18 protein-coding genes and 1 pseudogene are annotated in these 14,460 nt (G+C 51.1%); 9 read left to right on the top strand and 10 right to left on the bottom strand.

Going from position 1 to position 14,460, the window contains the following annotated elements; translation table 11 throughout:
- Window positions 1-8 precede the first annotated feature (8 nt).
- Window positions 9-1,016, top strand: a complete 1,008-nt coding sequence (locus KO473_RS02170) for a DUF5106 domain-containing protein (protein WP_005819611.1) — start codon at window positions 9-11, stop codon at window positions 1,014-1,016.
- A 203-nt stretch (window positions 1,017-1,219) separates the two neighbouring features.
- On the opposite strand, the gene KO473_RS02165 is transcribed toward KO473_RS02170, so the two are convergent.
- Window positions 1,220-3,343 (bottom strand): Tex family protein, encoded by a 2,124-nt coding sequence (locus tag KO473_RS02165; RefSeq protein WP_005819614.1) that lies wholly within the window; start codon window positions 3,341-3,343, stop codon window positions 1,220-1,222.
- 868 nt (window positions 3,344-4,211) lie between these two features.
- Here KO473_RS02165 and KO473_RS02160 point away from each other — a divergent pair.
- The 8 genes and pseudogenes from KO473_RS02160 (at window position 4,212) to KO473_RS02125 (ending at window position 7,553) form a co-directional block, all read left to right on the top strand.
- Entirely contained in the window at window positions 4,212-4,427 is a 216-nt protein-coding gene (locus KO473_RS02160; protein ID WP_005861638.1) for a hypothetical protein, read from the top strand.
- Window positions 4,428-4,438: 11 nt separating this feature from the next.
- The gene (locus KO473_RS02155; protein ID WP_005796897.1) at window positions 4,439-4,660 is read left to right on the top strand and encodes a hypothetical protein; all 222 of its coding nucleotides are present in this window, start codon (window positions 4,439-4,441) and stop codon (window positions 4,658-4,660) included.
- 13 nt (window positions 4,661-4,673) lie between these two features.
- Window positions 4,674-5,090, top strand: coding sequence for a PcfK-like family protein (locus tag KO473_RS02150; RefSeq protein ID WP_005861640.1), 417 nt, complete (start codon window positions 4,674-4,676; stop codon window positions 5,088-5,090).
- Window positions 5,087-6,418, top strand: a complete 1,332-nt coding sequence (locus KO473_RS02145) for a PcfJ domain-containing protein (RefSeq protein ID WP_005861643.1) — start codon at window positions 5,087-5,089, stop codon at window positions 6,416-6,418. The genes KO473_RS02150 and KO473_RS02145 overlap by 4 nt, the downstream gene beginning before the upstream one ends.
- Window positions 6,419-6,442: 24 nt before the next feature.
- Window positions 6,443-6,711, top strand: a pseudogene (locus KO473_RS02140) (hypothetical protein).
- Between the two features lie 19 nt (window positions 6,712-6,730).
- Window positions 6,731-6,961 carry a DUF3873 domain-containing protein gene (locus tag KO473_RS02135; protein ID WP_005861651.1) on the top strand — a complete coding sequence of 77 codons (231 nt, stop codon included), beginning with the start codon at window positions 6,731-6,733 and terminating at the stop codon, window positions 6,959-6,961.
- Complete coding sequence (locus KO473_RS02130; RefSeq protein WP_008674608.1) at window positions 6,901-7,191, top strand: hypothetical protein; 291 nt, start codon at window positions 6,901-6,903, stop codon at window positions 7,189-7,191. Before KO473_RS02135 ends, KO473_RS02130 begins: the two co-directional genes overlap by 61 nt.
- Before the next feature lie 53 nt (window positions 7,192-7,244).
- Window positions 7,245-7,553 (top strand): hypothetical protein, encoded by a 309-nt coding sequence (locus KO473_RS02125; RefSeq protein WP_005796903.1) that lies wholly within the window; start codon window positions 7,245-7,247, stop codon window positions 7,551-7,553.
- 128 nt (window positions 7,554-7,681) lie between these two features.
- Here the strand turns inward: KO473_RS02125 and KO473_RS02120 are convergent, their stop codons facing one another.
- The 9 genes from KO473_RS02120 to traK all read right to left on the bottom strand — a co-directional run bounded on the left by KO473_RS02120 (window position 7,682) and on the right by traK (window position 14,443).
- Window positions 7,682-8,401: a hypothetical protein gene (locus KO473_RS02120; RefSeq protein WP_008674611.1), complete on the bottom strand. Its 720-nt coding sequence runs from the start codon at window positions 8,399-8,401 to the stop codon at window positions 7,682-7,684.
- A 216-nt stretch (window positions 8,402-8,617) separates the two neighbouring features.
- Window positions 8,618-9,145 carry a glycoside hydrolase family protein gene (locus KO473_RS02115; RefSeq protein WP_008674613.1) on the bottom strand — a complete coding sequence of 176 codons (528 nt, stop codon included), beginning with the start codon at window positions 9,143-9,145 and terminating at the stop codon, window positions 8,618-8,620.
- On the bottom strand, window positions 9,142-9,645 hold the full coding sequence (locus tag KO473_RS02110; protein WP_008674615.1) for a DUF3872 domain-containing protein: 504 nt from the start codon (window positions 9,643-9,645) through the stop codon (window positions 9,142-9,144). Before KO473_RS02110 ends, KO473_RS02115 begins: the two co-directional genes overlap by 4 nt.
- Window positions 9,642-10,544, bottom strand: a complete 903-nt coding sequence (locus KO473_RS02105) for a toprim domain-containing protein (protein WP_009017929.1) — start codon at window positions 10,542-10,544, stop codon at window positions 9,642-9,644. The genes KO473_RS02110 and KO473_RS02105 overlap by 4 nt, the downstream gene beginning before the upstream one ends.
- A gap of 7 nt (window positions 10,545-10,551) precedes the next feature.
- The gene (locus KO473_RS02100; protein ID WP_008675852.1) at window positions 10,552-11,127 is read right to left on the bottom strand and encodes a conjugal transfer protein TraO; all 576 of its coding nucleotides are present in this window, start codon (window positions 11,125-11,127) and stop codon (window positions 10,552-10,554) included.
- Window positions 11,128-11,129: 2 nt separating this feature from the next.
- A complete protein-coding gene (gene traN, locus KO473_RS02095) occupies window positions 11,130-12,119 on the bottom strand; it encodes a conjugative transposon protein TraN (protein WP_009017930.1) in 990 nt (329 codons plus the stop codon).
- A gap of 46 nt (window positions 12,120-12,165) precedes the next feature.
- A complete protein-coding gene (traM, locus tag KO473_RS02090; RefSeq protein WP_008674619.1) occupies window positions 12,166-13,512 on the bottom strand; it encodes a conjugative transposon protein TraM in 1,347 nt (448 codons plus the stop codon).
- A complete protein-coding gene (locus KO473_RS02085; protein WP_009292471.1) occupies window positions 13,493-13,780 on the bottom strand; it encodes a TraL conjugative transposon family protein in 288 nt (95 codons plus the stop codon). The genes traM and KO473_RS02085 overlap by 20 nt, the downstream gene beginning before the upstream one ends.
- A gap of 39 nt (window positions 13,781-13,819) precedes the next feature.
- Window positions 13,820-14,443: a conjugative transposon protein TraK gene (traK, locus tag KO473_RS02080; protein WP_005861666.1), complete on the bottom strand. Its 624-nt coding sequence runs from the start codon at window positions 14,441-14,443 to the stop codon at window positions 13,820-13,822.
- Between the last annotated feature and the right edge of the window lie 17 nt (window positions 14,444-14,460).

The following is a 14,460-nucleotide window of genomic DNA, read 5'->3' as shown; positions in this document are numbered from 1 at the left end:
TAAGCAAAATGAATATAAAGAAGAATCTGGCGGCGTTTGTCTCGACGGTGGTGCTGATGGCGCTGATGGTGGTTTGTCTTGGCGTGGTGTTGGTGAAAGCTTGTTCGGAGACGGAAGAACAGGAAGAGGCGAGAATAGAGTCTGTAATCGGATCTGCGGTGAAGGACTCAGTGCATACGATACATTACACGCGACCGGAGATATTGCAGATGATGACTGAGCCGGCGGATCGGGCGGCTTATTACGTGAAGCATTATTGGGACAGCTACCTGACGGGTGACACGGCATGGGTGAACAGCGAGGATACGGAGCAACTGTATGTCGACTTCATCGATGCGCTGAAGTATGCTGCGCCGGAGGCGAGTTTGGGAGCGTTGCATGCCATGATGGTGAGGATGGAGGCCGATAGCACAGCGTACCGGCGTTTCTGCTTGCTGGGTGAGAAGTACCTCTACGAGCCGAACTCGCCGATGCGCAATGAAGATTATTACATTGCTGTGCTGAAGCAGATGGTGGGGTCCGGACAATTGACCGAGTTAGAGAAAGCCCGCCCGGCGGACCGATTGAAACAGGCGCGCAAAAACCGTCCGGGGATGAAGGCGGCGGACTTTGCGTACGTTACCCCGAAGGGCAAAGGTGGGCGGATGAGTGGATTGAAGGCGGAGTATACATTACTATTCTTCTATGATCCGGACTGTTCGAACTGTCAGGAGTATGAGAAGCTCCTCGCAGAGATGCCCGCTTTTGTGGAAATGGTAAAGCAGGGTACGCTGTGCGTGCTGGCTGTTTATCCGGACGAGAACGAGGAAGAGTGGCTGGTTGGGGCATCGCACATGCCGCAAGGATGGATTGTGGGCTGGAACAAGGTGGGGGATATTCGTAATCGGCAGCTCTATGATATTCGTGCCACACCGAGCCTTTATCTGCTGGATCATCGGAAGCGGGTGATTCTGAAAGATGCATCGATGGACCAGTTGGTCGGTTATCTGGCAACACGGGACGAAAAGAAGAAATAAGGATATTGAAAATTTGTCTGACCCCGGTTACCTCTTCCTATAGGGGCATGTACAACAGTGGTTGTCGTTTATTCTTGTTAGGAACTAATTGGAGGAGATACCGGGGTTTTATTCACCACAGAGGACAAAGTGTTCACAGAGTTAGAATTAAATTTACTCCGTGTTTTCTGTGATCTCTGTGGTGAAATCTTTATTTGAAGCCATTATTCGACATTCATCGTCAACTGTATCCGTTTCCGTTCGAAGTCAATGCTCAGTACTTTCACCGTGACGTGCTGATGGATGGAGACCACTTCGGTGGGATCGGTGATGAATCGGTTGGCAAGCTGGGAGAGATGGACAAGTCCGTTTTCCTTGATGCCTATGTCCACGAAAGCACCGAAATTGGTGATATTGCTGACGATACCGGGAAGCACCATGCCTTTGCGGAGGTCATTGATGGTGCGAACGTTCCGGTCGAATTCAAAAACCTGTATCGTGTCGCGCGGGTCACGTCCCGGTTTATCAAGCTCTTGGAGAATATCTTTCAGAGTGGGGAGCCCTACAGTGGGGGTGATATACTTTTCTACTTCGATACGATTGCGCAGGGCTTTGTCGGCAATTAATTGGGGTACGGTACACGAAAGATCCTTCGCCATTTGATTGACGATGCCATAACTCTCGGGGTGTACGGCGGTGTTGTCCAGTGGGTTCTCACCTCCGGCGATGCGAAGGAACCCTGCGCATTGTTCAAAAGCTTTGGCTCCCATGCGGGGCACTTTCATCAACTCTTTGCGAGAAGAGAAGGCGCCGTTGGCGGCACGGTAGGAGACGATGTTCTGTGCCAGTTGCGGACCCAGCCCGGAGATGTAGGTGAGCAGATGACTACTGGCGGTATTGAGGTTGACGCCTACTTGGTTGACACAGTTCTCAACCGTCTGGTCGAGCGATTTCTTCAGCTTCGTCTGGTCTACATCATGTTGGTACTGACCTACACCAATGGATTTGGGGTCGATTTTTACCAGTTCCGCCAACGGGTCCATCAGGCGGCGGGCAATGGATACGGCGCCGCGGACGGTGACATCATAATCGGGGAACTCGTCGCGGGCTATCTTGGAAGCGGAGTAGATGGAAGCACCCTGCTCACTGACGACAAATACCTGTACGGGACGGTCGAACTGCTGGTGGGTGACAAAGGTTTCTGTCTCGCGGCTGGCAGTCCCATTGCCGATGGCGATAGCTTCTATCTTGTAGGCTTCTATCATTTTCCGGAGTTTGGATGCGGCTTCGGCTTTTTTGTCTACCGGGGGATGCGGGTAGATATTTTCGTTGTGTACCAGATTACCTTGCGCGTCGAGACAGACTACCTTGCAGCCGGTACGGAATCCGGGGTCGATGCCCATGACACGTTTTTGCCCCAGAGGCGGAGCAAGGAGTAGTTGGCGCAGGTTTTCGGCGAAAACACGGATGGCTTCATCGTCGGCCCTCTCTTTACTGAGGGCGGCAAACTCAGTTTCAATGGAAGGCTTCAGCAGGCGGCGGTAGGCATCCTGCACGGCTTCGGATACATGGCGTCCGCATTCGTTGGTGCTGCGTACGAACTGGCGATAGAGTCGTTCGAGGCATTCATCGTCGTCAGGGGTGATACTGACCTTCAGCAAACCTTCGGCCTCGGCACGGCGGATGGCGAGCAGGCGGTGTGAAGTGCAGCGTTTCAGGGGAGAAGAGAAGTCGAAATAGTCGCGGTATTTGGCAGCTTCTTCATCTTTTCCTTTTACTACTTTGGCAGTGATAACAGCTTGACGGGCAAAGAGGTTACGCACGGCATTGCGGGCACGTTCGTCTTCGCTGACTTGCTCGGCAATGATGTCCCGGGCGCCTTTCAGGGCATCATCGGCATCTTTGACATCGCCTTTCACGAAGGCGGAAACCCGGGCGTTGAGGTTGTTCTCCCGCTGCATCATTATCAACAGGGCGAGGGGCTCGAGCCCTTTCTGACGGGCGGCTTCCGCACGGGTCTTGCGTTTAGGCTTGTAGGGCAGGTAGATATCTTCAAGGGCAGTGGCATCCCAGGTCGCATCGATGCGTTGCTGCAATTCGGGTGTCAGTTTGCCCTGTTCACTGATGGTGCCGAAAATGGTCTCTTTACGCTTGGCGAGGTCGGAGAGTTTATCGTACTGCGTTTTGATAGCTTCTATCTGCACTTCGTCCAGGCCGCCCGTGATTTCTTTACGATAGCGGCTGATGAAAGGGATAGTGGCTCCCTCGGCCAATAGCCTGAGGGTATTGCTGATTTGCTTTTCCGGCAGGTTGAGCGCTGCCGAAATCATTTTGTGAAAGATTTCCATAAACTATTTTTAGGACATTGAGCGACAAATGTACGCAATAATCTACTATAACCATCAACTTTTAGTATCTTTGCGCTATGAAGTTACGAAAAGAGTGTAATTTATTGGAAATGAGCGTAGGCTAATTACTCTTGATAGTAATAGGTTACGATTTAGTTAGTTATCTACTGCATTATCCTTCTGCGCGTTGCGTAACCTTCAAAGAACTCTTCGTATGCAAAAGTAGCTATTTAATCCGAGATTTTGATATAAACTCCCGGATTTTTTTATCCCCTCATTCATAAGATTTTTCCGTAAAAGCGGTTTTGTCCGTCGGAACACCATTGCCCAAAACGGGTTTGAGCAAACGTGTGCCGACTACCGCATAGCCGGAGAAAAAGGCACAGCCTCACGCCTAAACGATGTTTAGACTGATGATGCTGTGCCTCTTTCTTTTTGCGCCTATGCCAAGAGGTGCTTTTACGGGGTTTCAGACGGTTTCCTCTTTTTACGGATTTTCCCCTGAAGTTTTTTCTACCCAATCTGCCTCTGTTTTCGTTTACCTCCATTTTGCGCCTTTCAGTGAGCCGCATCAGTCAGTCATTTTCGTTCTGGGCGCAAAGGTAATTCCGGGATAGGACGGGAAAGCAAGGTCAAGCCTCCTGTTTTCGGTAAAAATCTCCAGCCCTGCGGGTAGTATTTTGACCGGAAAACCTTGTATTCCCTAATCCCTACCTTTTCAAGCACCCGAAACGAAAACGACCGATGCGACAGAAAGACGCATAAAAAAAATGTCGGATAAACGAGAGGCAGATAAGATAGTTTGAAACTCAACTCCCTCAGCTCTTGAATCCGCATAAAAAACAAAAAAATCAAAAACAGCGAAGATATGACAGCAACGGCAAATTTCAGACAAGTGGCGCAATACATCGGGTTGGCGATATGCGGCTTGATGATGCGCACCGCCTTCGGGGTGTTCGGCATCCTTTGGGGCATCATCAGAGAGATTGTAAACGGAGTGTTCCGAGTGGCGATAGGTGTAATCGTGGCTATCCTTTCCACCATTGCCTACTTCGGCTTCATCCTTTGGTTATTAACCCTTTAACCCTTACCGACATGGCAAAGAGAAACAGCAAGACGGTAGCGCAGCAGTGCAGATATTACGAGGTGGACAACATCTTCGTGTATATGGTGGAAACGTACATCAACGGCAATTTTAGCACTTTCCGAAGATTGTACCACGAACTGAACAAGGACGCACGGAGGGACTTCATGGACTTCCTTCTTAGCGAGGTAGAGCCGACCTATTGGAGAGAGATACTTAAACAGACAATCTAAAAACGACAGCGATATGAAAGGAACAGACCATTTCAAAAGAACGATACAAATGTATCTGGAACAGCGGGCTGAGGAAGATACGCTCTTTGCGAAGAAGTACCGCAACCCTGCCAAAAACATAGACGAGTGCGTGACCCACATTCTGAACTATGTGCAGAAAAGCGGTTGCAGCGGCTTCACGGACGGAGAGATATTTGGGCAAGCCATCCACTACTATGAGGAAAACGAGATAGAGGTGGGCAAACCTATGGCGTGCCAAGTGGTGGTGAACCATGTTGTGGAACTCACAGAAGAGGAAAAGGCGGAGGCACGTCAGAATGCAGTCCGCAGATACCAAGAGGAGGAACTCCGCAAGTTGCAGAACCGCAACAGACCGTCAGCGAGAAAAGAAAACCACCCCCAACCCTCATTATTTGATTTAGGCTTATGAAACCGAAGACCAAGATACAGAAAGAGGTGGCAAGACTTTCAGCCAACCTCCGCCCCATATCAACGACACAAATTGAATGGGCATACCGCCACTGCGTTGAACATATCGGCTACCGCACCAAGAAAGGGAACATTACCTGCTCCGACTGCGGTCACGAGTGGCACAGCGACAGCGCACTGTGCGACACCCTTGAAGGCTGCACCTGCCCCCAATGCCATGCCAAACTCAAAGTGCAGGACACACGCAAACGTATCTACAAGGAAACGCAGTATTTCAGCGTGATAACCACCTGCAAAGGCTATCAGGTAATCCGTGTGATGCAGGTCAGATGCGAGAGCAGGAAAGGCGAGCCGATGCACTTCTACTGCCACGAGGTTGTGCAGCGTTGGATTTCACCCGACGGTAAGGTTACAGACATGGCGTTGCTCCGTGGCTTCACATTCTATTACTGCGATGTATGGGCATTGTGCAGCGCGATGGAGATAAGACCGCACAACAGCCTATACGATGATGTTGTGGCAAGAAGCTGTGCATATCCCAAGATGAGGGTATTACCCCAACTCAGACGCAATGGCTTCAAGGGCGATTTCCACGGCATTTCCCCCGTGCGTCTTTTCAAAGCCTTGCTTTCAGACCCAAGAATTGAAACCCTTATGAAAGGCGGTGAGATTGAGGTTATGAAACACTTTCTTTTCAATGCCCGTACTGCCGATGAATGCTGGACATCATATCTGATTGCCAAGCGTCACAAGTATCGGATAGACAACTTCTCCATGTGGTGCGACTATCTGCGTATGCTCAACAAACTCGGTCAAGACCTCCGCAACCCGAAGAACATCTGCCCCGAAGATTTCATGGCGGCACACGACAACGCAACCCGAAAGATTGAAACCATACACGAGAAGGAACGAGCCGAGCAACGCCGCCGCTGGGAGATTGAAAGGCGTGAGCGTGAGCAACAGCGGCAACTGCAAAGGGAAAAAGATGCGGAAGATTTCATCGCCAACAAATCCAAATTCTTCGGATTGGTAATCACGGACGAGGAAATAATCATCAAGGTGCTTGAAAGCATAGACGAGTATTACAGCGAGGGCAAGGCACAGAACATCTGCGTGTTCGGCAGTGAATACTACAAGAAAGCCGACACCCTCATACTCTCGGCAAGGATTGGCGGTGAGATAATTGAAACCGTAGAGGTGGATTTGCGGACACTCAAGGTGGTGCAGTGCCACGGCAAGTACAACCAAGACACCGAATACCACGAACGTATCATAGACATTGTGAACAAGAACGCCAACCTTATCCGTGAGCGGATGAAAGTGGCATAGCATAAACCCTAAAACAACATTGATATGGAAGTAAGAATTGAAAGTATGATTTGTGTGTGGGATGATGCAATCCCCACGATGTTCATTGAATTTGTAAACCTCCTCACTCTCACAACGAGTGAGGAGGGATTGAGAAAAAGTGTGAAGGAGTTTGCCGAGAAGCACGAACTTGACAAGTTTTTCCTTTACGGCTTCGGCTCACATGTAGCTAACACCATTTCTACCTGCATCAACGCTACACGAGCAACCCCGAAATGGTGATGAAGAACAGAGTTCTGTCAGTACATTTTTAATCATATAAAAAGCAACATTATGGCAACACGAATGACCATCAACGGAGTAAGCACCTGTACGGAAGCAGGTACGGAGAAATATGAGCGTTTCCAATCGGGTATCGGCAGACGCAGGCGGACACTTGTGCAGTACGACTACCGCCATACGGACGGAGAACTGTTCGCTTGTGTCAAACCCACATTGGACGAGTGCCGAACCGCAAGGAACAAGTGGCTGAACGCAAAGCAGGGAAAGGAGGGCAACCGATGAACACGACCTATCAAACGCTGATAGTCAAATTCAGCGAACCTATCACGACATTGGACGGTATCTTTGACGATGCCCAAGCGTGGGGAACGGACACCCTCAAAGGGTGGATAGATGATTACGAAAGCACACGTTTCACCGCCACCGACAGCCATACGGCAGTCATCACGAGCGAGTATAATATGGAGTGGCTGCAACGGCAGACACCCATTGCCGAGATGCGAGAATTTTGAACGAGTTGGCGGTGTCCGCACCGCCAACACTTAAAACCCTAAAAACAACGGATATGATAGCCAAGACGATATTACAGCAGATAGGCGGAAGAAGATTTACCGCCATGACGGGCAGCCGTGATTTCATCGACATGGGCAACGGCTTACGGATGAGCCTTACACGGAACAAGACAAGTGCCAACCGCCTTGACATCATCTATGATGCGGGGGCAGACCTCTACAATATGCGGTTCTACCGCAGGACATTCAGCAAAAAGACTTTCGAGTGCAAGGAAAAGGACATTGCCGTACACGAGGGCATCTATTTTGATATGCTGGAAGAAATGTTCACGATGGTGACGGGACTTTACACACGCTTTTGAGTGGCGGCGGCGAGAGCCGCCCTACTTTCTTTCGGTGAGCATGATGGCGGACAAAGAAAGTAGCAAAGAAACCTCTGTCCAATCTGCGATGCCATTCACAAAAAAACAAGTTTTAATCTATGATAATATTATTTTTTTGTTAGTAAATTCCAAGGAGTTTCAGATATTAGTTTTTTCACCATATCTTCACCTATTTCTTGTGAAATAGTAGCACCTGATACAGCAAAATCATCTAATAAATTATCAACTCCTAATTTATCTACCGAGATACCTTTCCATTCCCTTACAAATTCTTCACTCCAATCTTCTTCAATATCGCCAGTATAATAGTTTACATACGGTGTAAACTTCATATCAAACTTTACGACCAAATGGTTTAACGAGTTTATATCGGGAGCAATAACAATAATCTCTCCTTGAGGAAAATTAGAAAAATTAAATGTTTTTCCTTTGATTCTCCACTCTCGTAGATATTCAAAATCATAAGAGTCCACATTTAATATATCAGTTCTCCACTTTAAGTGTTCTGGTATATCTTCATTACCATCCGTATAAATAACATTTCTTGCCCCAAAATCACGAACTAATATATCTCTTGAAAATCCTAATCCCCATGGTAAATACATAGGTTGTCCGGTGCTTTTGGTTTTTACTTCAAAGAAACGTTTAATCGCTGTTATGGGAGATGCCGAAAAACAAATATATCCCTTATCGCTAATCAATTGTTTTTCCTCTAAAATCTTTTGTAACGTATCACAAGGAGAATGGTCACGTCCATTTATGAAATGAAACAGATATGGACTTTGGTCCAATCTTGCTCGCTTAAATTTATCATTAATTATTGCCATATAGTTATAAACGTCCTAATTTTTACAGTATTGCAAAATTAGCAACTAATAAGCAGACTAAGAAATTTAGTTGGGCTTATTCCAGACCCTACATATGTCATACAAAAAGATTTCAGAAAATATAGTTATTCGGAAATATATATGACAGCTTCATAATGAAATTATCATCCCCACCACATTTCCGTAGCAGGGATGATTTTTTATGCACACTTCCTTTTATGGTACATACAGCAGTGCAAACTCCGCCTTCCTCCGTTTGAGCAGCATGGAGTGGCGTTTTCCCTTGTAGTTGCAGAAGGCGATATACTCCCGGTAGATGTTCCTGTCGCCCGCCTCCAGCTTTCGGATCAGCGAGCTTTTGGGTATCTTTCCGCTCCCCAAAAGCCGGTATGGTCCGACATTGTAGGCAAGCGTGGCAAGCAAAAGACTGTCTTTTCCGAACTGCCGGAACATCGCGCAGAAGTTCCGCATGTCTTTCCGCAGGAGTGCGTCAGCCTGCCGCTTTGTCATGGTTCGTGCCGAATACCTTTCGCCCGGCAGCAAGCGGTGTCCGTACCCCACATACGGGTGGTGCTTTTCCGAGTGCCAGCCCTCAAAATACTTCGTGCAGCGCACCGCCCGCTCGAAAAGTGGCAGCCGGTAGATTGCCGCCTGCCCGTCCGTTCCCTCTTGGCGGCTGATCCGTGCGGACACGGAACAGACCGCCAGAAGTGAACAGAGCATTGTCATGAATACACGCATCATTTCAGCAAGGGTCTGAAGTTACCGATGGAAATGGCGGTAAGACCGTCATCCTTGATATTGCGGTTGTTGAAGTCAAATTCCAATTCGTATGAATTTTTGAAATTGTCCTCCACCACCACGATGAAATTATGCGCTTCGTCACCCTCCGCCGTGTAGTACAGGCGGAACTTTTCGTTCTCCAGCAGGTAGCGGTCGTTGGGCAGGAAGGTGATGCCGTTATCCATTTTGAGCGAGCCTTCCCCCTCGAACTGGAAATAGCGGATGGTATAAAGCGTACCCGCGAAGTCGCCCTCCTTTTTCAGTTCACAGCGGATTTCCACTGTCTGCCCCTTTGTTACCTTATTCGGCACGGGCATGACCTCCACCGTGAAGGGATAGGACTGCTGGATGTCCATGTCGTCGTCACACGACACAAGGGTGAATGACACAGCGACTATCAGGCATAACGCCACTGCCTTAAAGATGTTGGTTCTCTTGTTTCTGTTGTTCTGTATGTTCATTTTTCTTCGATTTTTAGATGGTTGTTTTTCTGTTTTTTCGTTGTCAGTTGCAGGTACTCGTTCAAGTCCTTGCAACCGTCATAGAGGGAGGAACGGTCGGTGACACGCTCCCCATATCGCTTGGTGAGTGCGGCAAGCGTTCGCCGTCCGGCTTCGTCACGGTCGAGGAAACAGCCGATGCGCCCGTAGCCCTCCAGCATCCCCGTCGCCTTCTCCACGTTGGCGACAGAGTTCAGCACAAGACAGTCAGCGTTACCGGTTACGCCAAGCGTCACAGCGGAGAGAAAGTCCATGAAGCCCTCGAACACGAGGTACTCGTCAGCCGGGATGTCATTCGCCTTTACCAGTGATACAGACTTCGGAGGTATGCAACCCTTGAAATATCGGCTTCTGACTTCATAGCCACCCGCCATGTTCGGAAAGCCAACGGCAAAATACCGTTTCCCACGCACACCGTAGTTCAAGCGGCAGCAGTGACGGGATGCGATGGCGTAAGGGATGCCCCGTTCCTCTAAATACTCCGTCAGCAGTGAGCGGAGCAGCGGAGCGACCTCCACATCCTCAAAAACGGATTCGGTCGGCTTCGAGAGATAGACGGGCTTTTCCCATCCGGCAACCGTCATATTGGCGGCTTCCGCTATGAACTTCGCTTGCTTCATGAAGTCATCGCTTTGCAGAAACTCCCCGGCAAGCGTGAAGATGTCGCCGCCCTTGCCCAAACCGAAGTCGTACCAGAGCTGTTTCGCCACGTTCACACGGAAAGAGGGTGTGCGCTCGCCCCTGTACGGGGCGATATACCACAGCTCGTTACCGCTACTTCTGACAGGCTCATACCCCAACCGTGCGAGGAAGTCCGCAAGCGGCATCTGTCTGACAGCATCTATTTCCGTCCGTTCCATGCCCGTGTCAGTTGATGATGAACTTGATGCCGACCCCGAACTGCGTGTGGAACTTCCGTGTGTCGCCACCCCACAGGCAACGCTCACGCAGATTGGCAAGTAGGGCGATACGGTCTGCCACGTAGCACTCCACATCGAGCGTCAGCGCACCGCCGTAGATAAAGGCGTCCCGGTCGTGCAGCGTGGAGCCGTCATGCAGCACTTTCTTCCCCCAATTCACAGACTCATATCCGGCGAGAGCCGAAGCCCCGGCATAGACGAACACGATTTTTCGGGCGTCCGACAGTATCTTGAAGTAATAGCCGCCCTCCGCCGTGAACTGCGCCACGGGTATCTTGGTGTCCTTATAGAGGTTGTTCTTCAGGAGGTATTCGCCACCGAACACCCACTTGTTCCCCTTTTTCGTGTAAGTGGAGAGTGCCGCCCCGAAACTGTACCCGCCACCCTTGCCGCCGGGATTGAAGCCGTCCGCCATGTCCGCCCTCACCTCGATGCCCTGCATCTTCGGCAGACACCGCTGGGCGTGCGCCTGCCCCGTAAAAAGGGCAAGCGACGCGATGATTATTGCGATGTACTTTCTCATGGTCAGCGCACTTGAAGTTCATTGATGGTACCCGCGCGTACCAAATCCTCGTTCTCAATCACGAAGGACTGGTGACGGCCGCCGTTCTTCTCGTTTAATTCCACCACGAGGCACTTGTCATCGGGGATGGTGAACTTCGCCATCGTGAAGACTGTGCGCTCGCTCTTTTTGCCCGGCACGAGTGTGGCGTAGTTCTGCGCACGGAGCGGCAGAATAATCTGCTCCTGCACGGCAGTACGCTTTGCCATCTTCTTGTCCACGATTTTCCAAGTGATGTAGTCCACATCGAAAGGCACGTTGCTCTGGTTCTTTATCTCCGTGTGGAAATAGAGCAAGCCGTTGTGCGTGTAGATGCCTTTCAACTGGTATTGGATGCCGAAACGCTTGCAGCCGATATGCTTCACCTCGCGCTTGTTCTGCTTGTGGATGGACTTCATGATAAGGCGCACCAGCATCGGGCTTTCGCTGCCCAGCTCTTTCAGATAGATTTCCTGCGCGTTGTTCGGGCGGTTCACCGTGCTGCCGTCATGGATGAAGTCGCACATCTCCACGTTGAGCAACAGCGGTTCGGCGGCGTACTTCACGTTGAAGGTGTAGAAACTGCCGTCTTCCGTGATGACGGACATATTCGTTTCGTTGGGGAAATTCCGTACCGTAGCCTTCACACGGATGACGTTCTCCGCTCCGTCGGCTTTCCCGGCAATCAGGTCGGGCGAGCCTAAATCGACATAGCGCACCTCCGCCGGAAAAATGACGTGGACGGTCTTGTCGTAGGTCACTTCCAGACCGTGCGGCGGTATCATGCGGTCGAAGGCCAGCTTGCGCGACAGCCCGTGATACAGGTCGCCGTCCGCCTCCTTCTGCGGATAGACCTCCTTCGTCAAGGTCGGCTGTTCATTACTTCCGTTGTTCTGTTCAACGGTTACATTCTCCTGCGCGTTGGCAGTTGCGATGCCCATAGCGAGGGCAAACATGATGATTACTTTTCTCATTACTTTTGGTTTTTTAGTGGTAAATGGTTTTTATTGATTGTTGTTTTCAGTCCTTTTCCTGATAGAGCATGACCCTGTACCCGGCTTTCAGATGCACCTTGACGGTGCGCATCTTCTTGGCGATGTACTGGCTCGTGCCTTGTATCAGCCCCTTGCCCAAATCGGAGGCGAGCTGTGCCCCGGCATTGGTGGAGATGTTGATGCTGCTCCCCAATGAGCCGCCCATGTTGGCGGCAACCTCCCTGACGGCGTTCATCTCCATCGAGTTTGGGATGAAGATACCGGGCTGTCCGTCCGTGTCATAGACCGCAAGCTCCACCGGGATAATCGTGCCATCGTATTCCAGCGAGGTGACCTCGATGTCGAGCCGCTCACCCTGTATCTTGCCCGTGCCGACCACCACTGCATTGCGTGGGATAATCCTGCCCGCCACCGCCATAGGCTCCAGCAGGCGCAACCTTACCGTCTGTCCGTCCATCACACCATGCGCACCATGCACACACGCCGGTATGGTGTTCCGGTCCGATACCTCTGTAGTGCCGACAGCCGTGTTGAACCCCCGGTTGCGTTCCTGCGAGAAGGTGGCGACAAACTCCGCGTTGCTCATGGGCTGTGCAAGGGAGGAAACGATTTGGCGGGTCACTTGCCTTACGGGTGTCGCCGTGTTCTTCTTTCCCTTCTGCACGGTGGAAGGCTCTGCCGCCTGTTCCGGCTTTCCTCCGTTCTGACCGCCCATGTACTTTGCCGCCAGCTCATAGGACTTCTCCATAAGTGCCACCTGTTCGTCCATAGATGAAGTCCTGCCTTTTTCGCTTTCCAGTTCCGATTCCAGCGAGGCGATGCGCTCCAACAGCTCATCCATCTCGGCATTGTCGTTCTTCGGCTGTTCGTAGAAGTTGCCGAGGGTGGCGTTCAGGTCACGGTAGGCGGCAGCGGAGGATTGGATAGTCTGCGGTGTGGCAGGCTGTGCCTTTTCCTCCTTGCCGCCCGGATTGGCGAGGTCGAAGTCCGTCCCGTCCTCCGTTCCAGCTATCTCGCGGTCGAACATGTCGCCCAGCTGCCCGATGGCACGGTTGCGGCTCTCCAGACGCTCCTCCATCTCCCCATGCTCGTAGGCTTTCAGTTTGTCGCCGATAATCTGCTTGTTCGCCTTGTCAGCGTCGGGCATCTCGGTGTTGTATCCGTCCGTTCCCGGCTGTTGCTCCTTGCCGGAGGACGGGGCGAATATCAGCCACATCGCCCCGATGAACACCAGCACCATAGCGGGCAACACGATCATCTTCTGCCGTTTCAGCCGTTGCGCCTCTGTCAGCGGTTCGCGCTCCTTTTTCGGCTTTCCCGTGTCGGGAGCGGTTTTGTTCTCTTTCATCGGTTCATTCTTCGTCTGTTCCATATAAATAAGGTGTTAAGTGATTGTCTGTTTCCGCCGGGGTCGGCAGTTCCACCCGTCCGGCGTGTCCCGTTTCCATGCGTGAGCCATCGTTTCTGCCGATGTCATAGATGGCTCTGCCGAAGGTGTAGAGGGCAAGCACCGTGAAGGCGGCGAGCATCCCCAGCACGATGCGGCGGCGTGTTTCCGGCGGCAAGCCGTCCAGATACCCTTTGAGCCTTGCCACCAGCTGTTTCCGTTTGTCGTGGAGCTTCCAGTACACGCCCCACATTGTTTTTCTGATACTTTTTACTTTCCGTTTCATAATCCGTTACCGTTTGATTGTCTGTAAATCCTTGTTCTCAATGATGGTGAAGCCCTCGATGGTGAAGCCATTGGGGTTGTCGTCCGACCGCGATGCGTTCAGCAGGCGGCAGGTGGTCACGAGGCTGCGCTCGGTGACGTTGCTCTGCCGGATGATTTTCTGCGTGGCGTAGGTCACGGCACGGTAGGGATAGGCGTTGAAGTCGCACACCACGCTGTCCACCTTCAGCACTTGGTTGATGTTCCCGGCGATGATGCGGTTGTAGTACCCCTTCTCGGCGAAGTCCGAATAATAGTGGTACACGCTCTTGTCCGCCAGCAGCAAGGCACGTTTCACGTTGTGTTCAATTGCGCTCTTTTCGGGCGACAGCGTGAAGAACAGCTCGTGGAAGCGGCGCACATGCTCCCGCGCCTCCGCCGGGCGGTTCTGCGACAAGTCCTGCGACAAGGCGAGCATCAGGCTCTTGCCGTTGTCCAGCACATAGATTTTCTCCCGTTGCTTCTCCGCGAAACGGTAGGAACTCCACACGCTCCATACCGTCACCACGGCGCACAGCGAAAGGAAGACGATACCGAACAGGCGTATCTGCCTGAACGATGATTCGATGTTTCTGAGTGACTTAAATTCCATTCTTAATTCTGTTTCAA

The organism is Bacteroides sp. HF-4919 (assembly GCF_018860125.1).
The sequence above is the reverse complement of the archived record's forward strand: the minus strand, read 5'-3'. Positions and strand labels throughout refer to the sequence as shown.

Excerpts from the sequence above, each read along its gene's own strand:
- KO473_RS02170 (WP_005819611.1), top strand. The coding sequence starts at position 9 with ATGAATATAAAGAAGAATCTGGCGGCGTTTGTCTCGACGGTGGTGCTG.
- KO473_RS02165 (WP_005819614.1), bottom strand. The coding sequence starts at position 3,343 with ATGGAAATCTTTCACAAAATGATTTCGGCAGCGCTCAACCTGCCGGAA.
- KO473_RS02160 (WP_005861638.1), top strand. The coding sequence starts at position 4,212 with ATGACAGCAACGGCAAATTTCAGACAAGTGGCGCAATACATCGGGTTG.
- KO473_RS02155 (WP_005796897.1), top strand. The coding sequence starts at position 4,439 with ATGGCAAAGAGAAACAGCAAGACGGTAGCGCAGCAGTGCAGATATTAC.
- KO473_RS02150 (WP_005861640.1), top strand. The coding sequence starts at position 4,674 with ATGAAAGGAACAGACCATTTCAAAAGAACGATACAAATGTATCTGGAA.
- KO473_RS02145 (WP_005861643.1), top strand. The coding sequence starts at position 5,087 with ATGAAACCGAAGACCAAGATACAGAAAGAGGTGGCAAGACTTTCAGCC.
- KO473_RS02135 (WP_005861651.1), top strand. The coding sequence starts at position 6,731 with ATGGCAACACGAATGACCATCAACGGAGTAAGCACCTGTACGGAAGCA.
- KO473_RS02125 (WP_005796903.1), top strand. The coding sequence starts at position 7,245 with ATGATAGCCAAGACGATATTACAGCAGATAGGCGGAAGAAGATTTACC.
- KO473_RS02120 (WP_008674611.1), bottom strand. The coding sequence starts at position 8,401 with ATGGCAATAATTAATGATAAATTTAAGCGAGCAAGATTGGACCAAAGT.
- KO473_RS02115 (WP_008674613.1), bottom strand. The coding sequence starts at position 9,145 with ATGATGCGTGTATTCATGACAATGCTCTGTTCACTTCTGGCGGTCTGT.
- KO473_RS02110 (WP_008674615.1), bottom strand. The coding sequence starts at position 9,645 with ATGAACATACAGAACAACAGAAACAAGAGAACCAACATCTTTAAGGCA.
- KO473_RS02105 (WP_009017929.1), bottom strand. The coding sequence starts at position 10,544 with ATGGAACGGACGGAAATAGATGCTGTCAGACAGATGCCGCTTGCGGAC.
- KO473_RS02100 (WP_008675852.1), bottom strand. The coding sequence starts at position 11,127 with ATGAGAAAGTACATCGCAATAATCATCGCGTCGCTTGCCCTTTTTACG.
- traN (WP_009017930.1), bottom strand. The coding sequence starts at position 12,119 with ATGAGAAAAGTAATCATCATGTTTGCCCTCGCTATGGGCATCGCAACT.
- traM (WP_008674619.1), bottom strand. The coding sequence starts at position 13,512 with ATGGAACAGACGAAGAATGAACCGATGAAAGAGAACAAAACCGCTCCC.
- KO473_RS02085 (WP_009292471.1), bottom strand. The coding sequence starts at position 13,780 with ATGTGGGGCGTGTACTGGAAGCTCCACGACAAACGGAAACAGCTGGTG.
- traK (WP_005861666.1), bottom strand. The coding sequence starts at position 14,443 with ATGGAATTTAAGTCACTCAGAAACATCGAATCATCGTTCAGGCAGATA.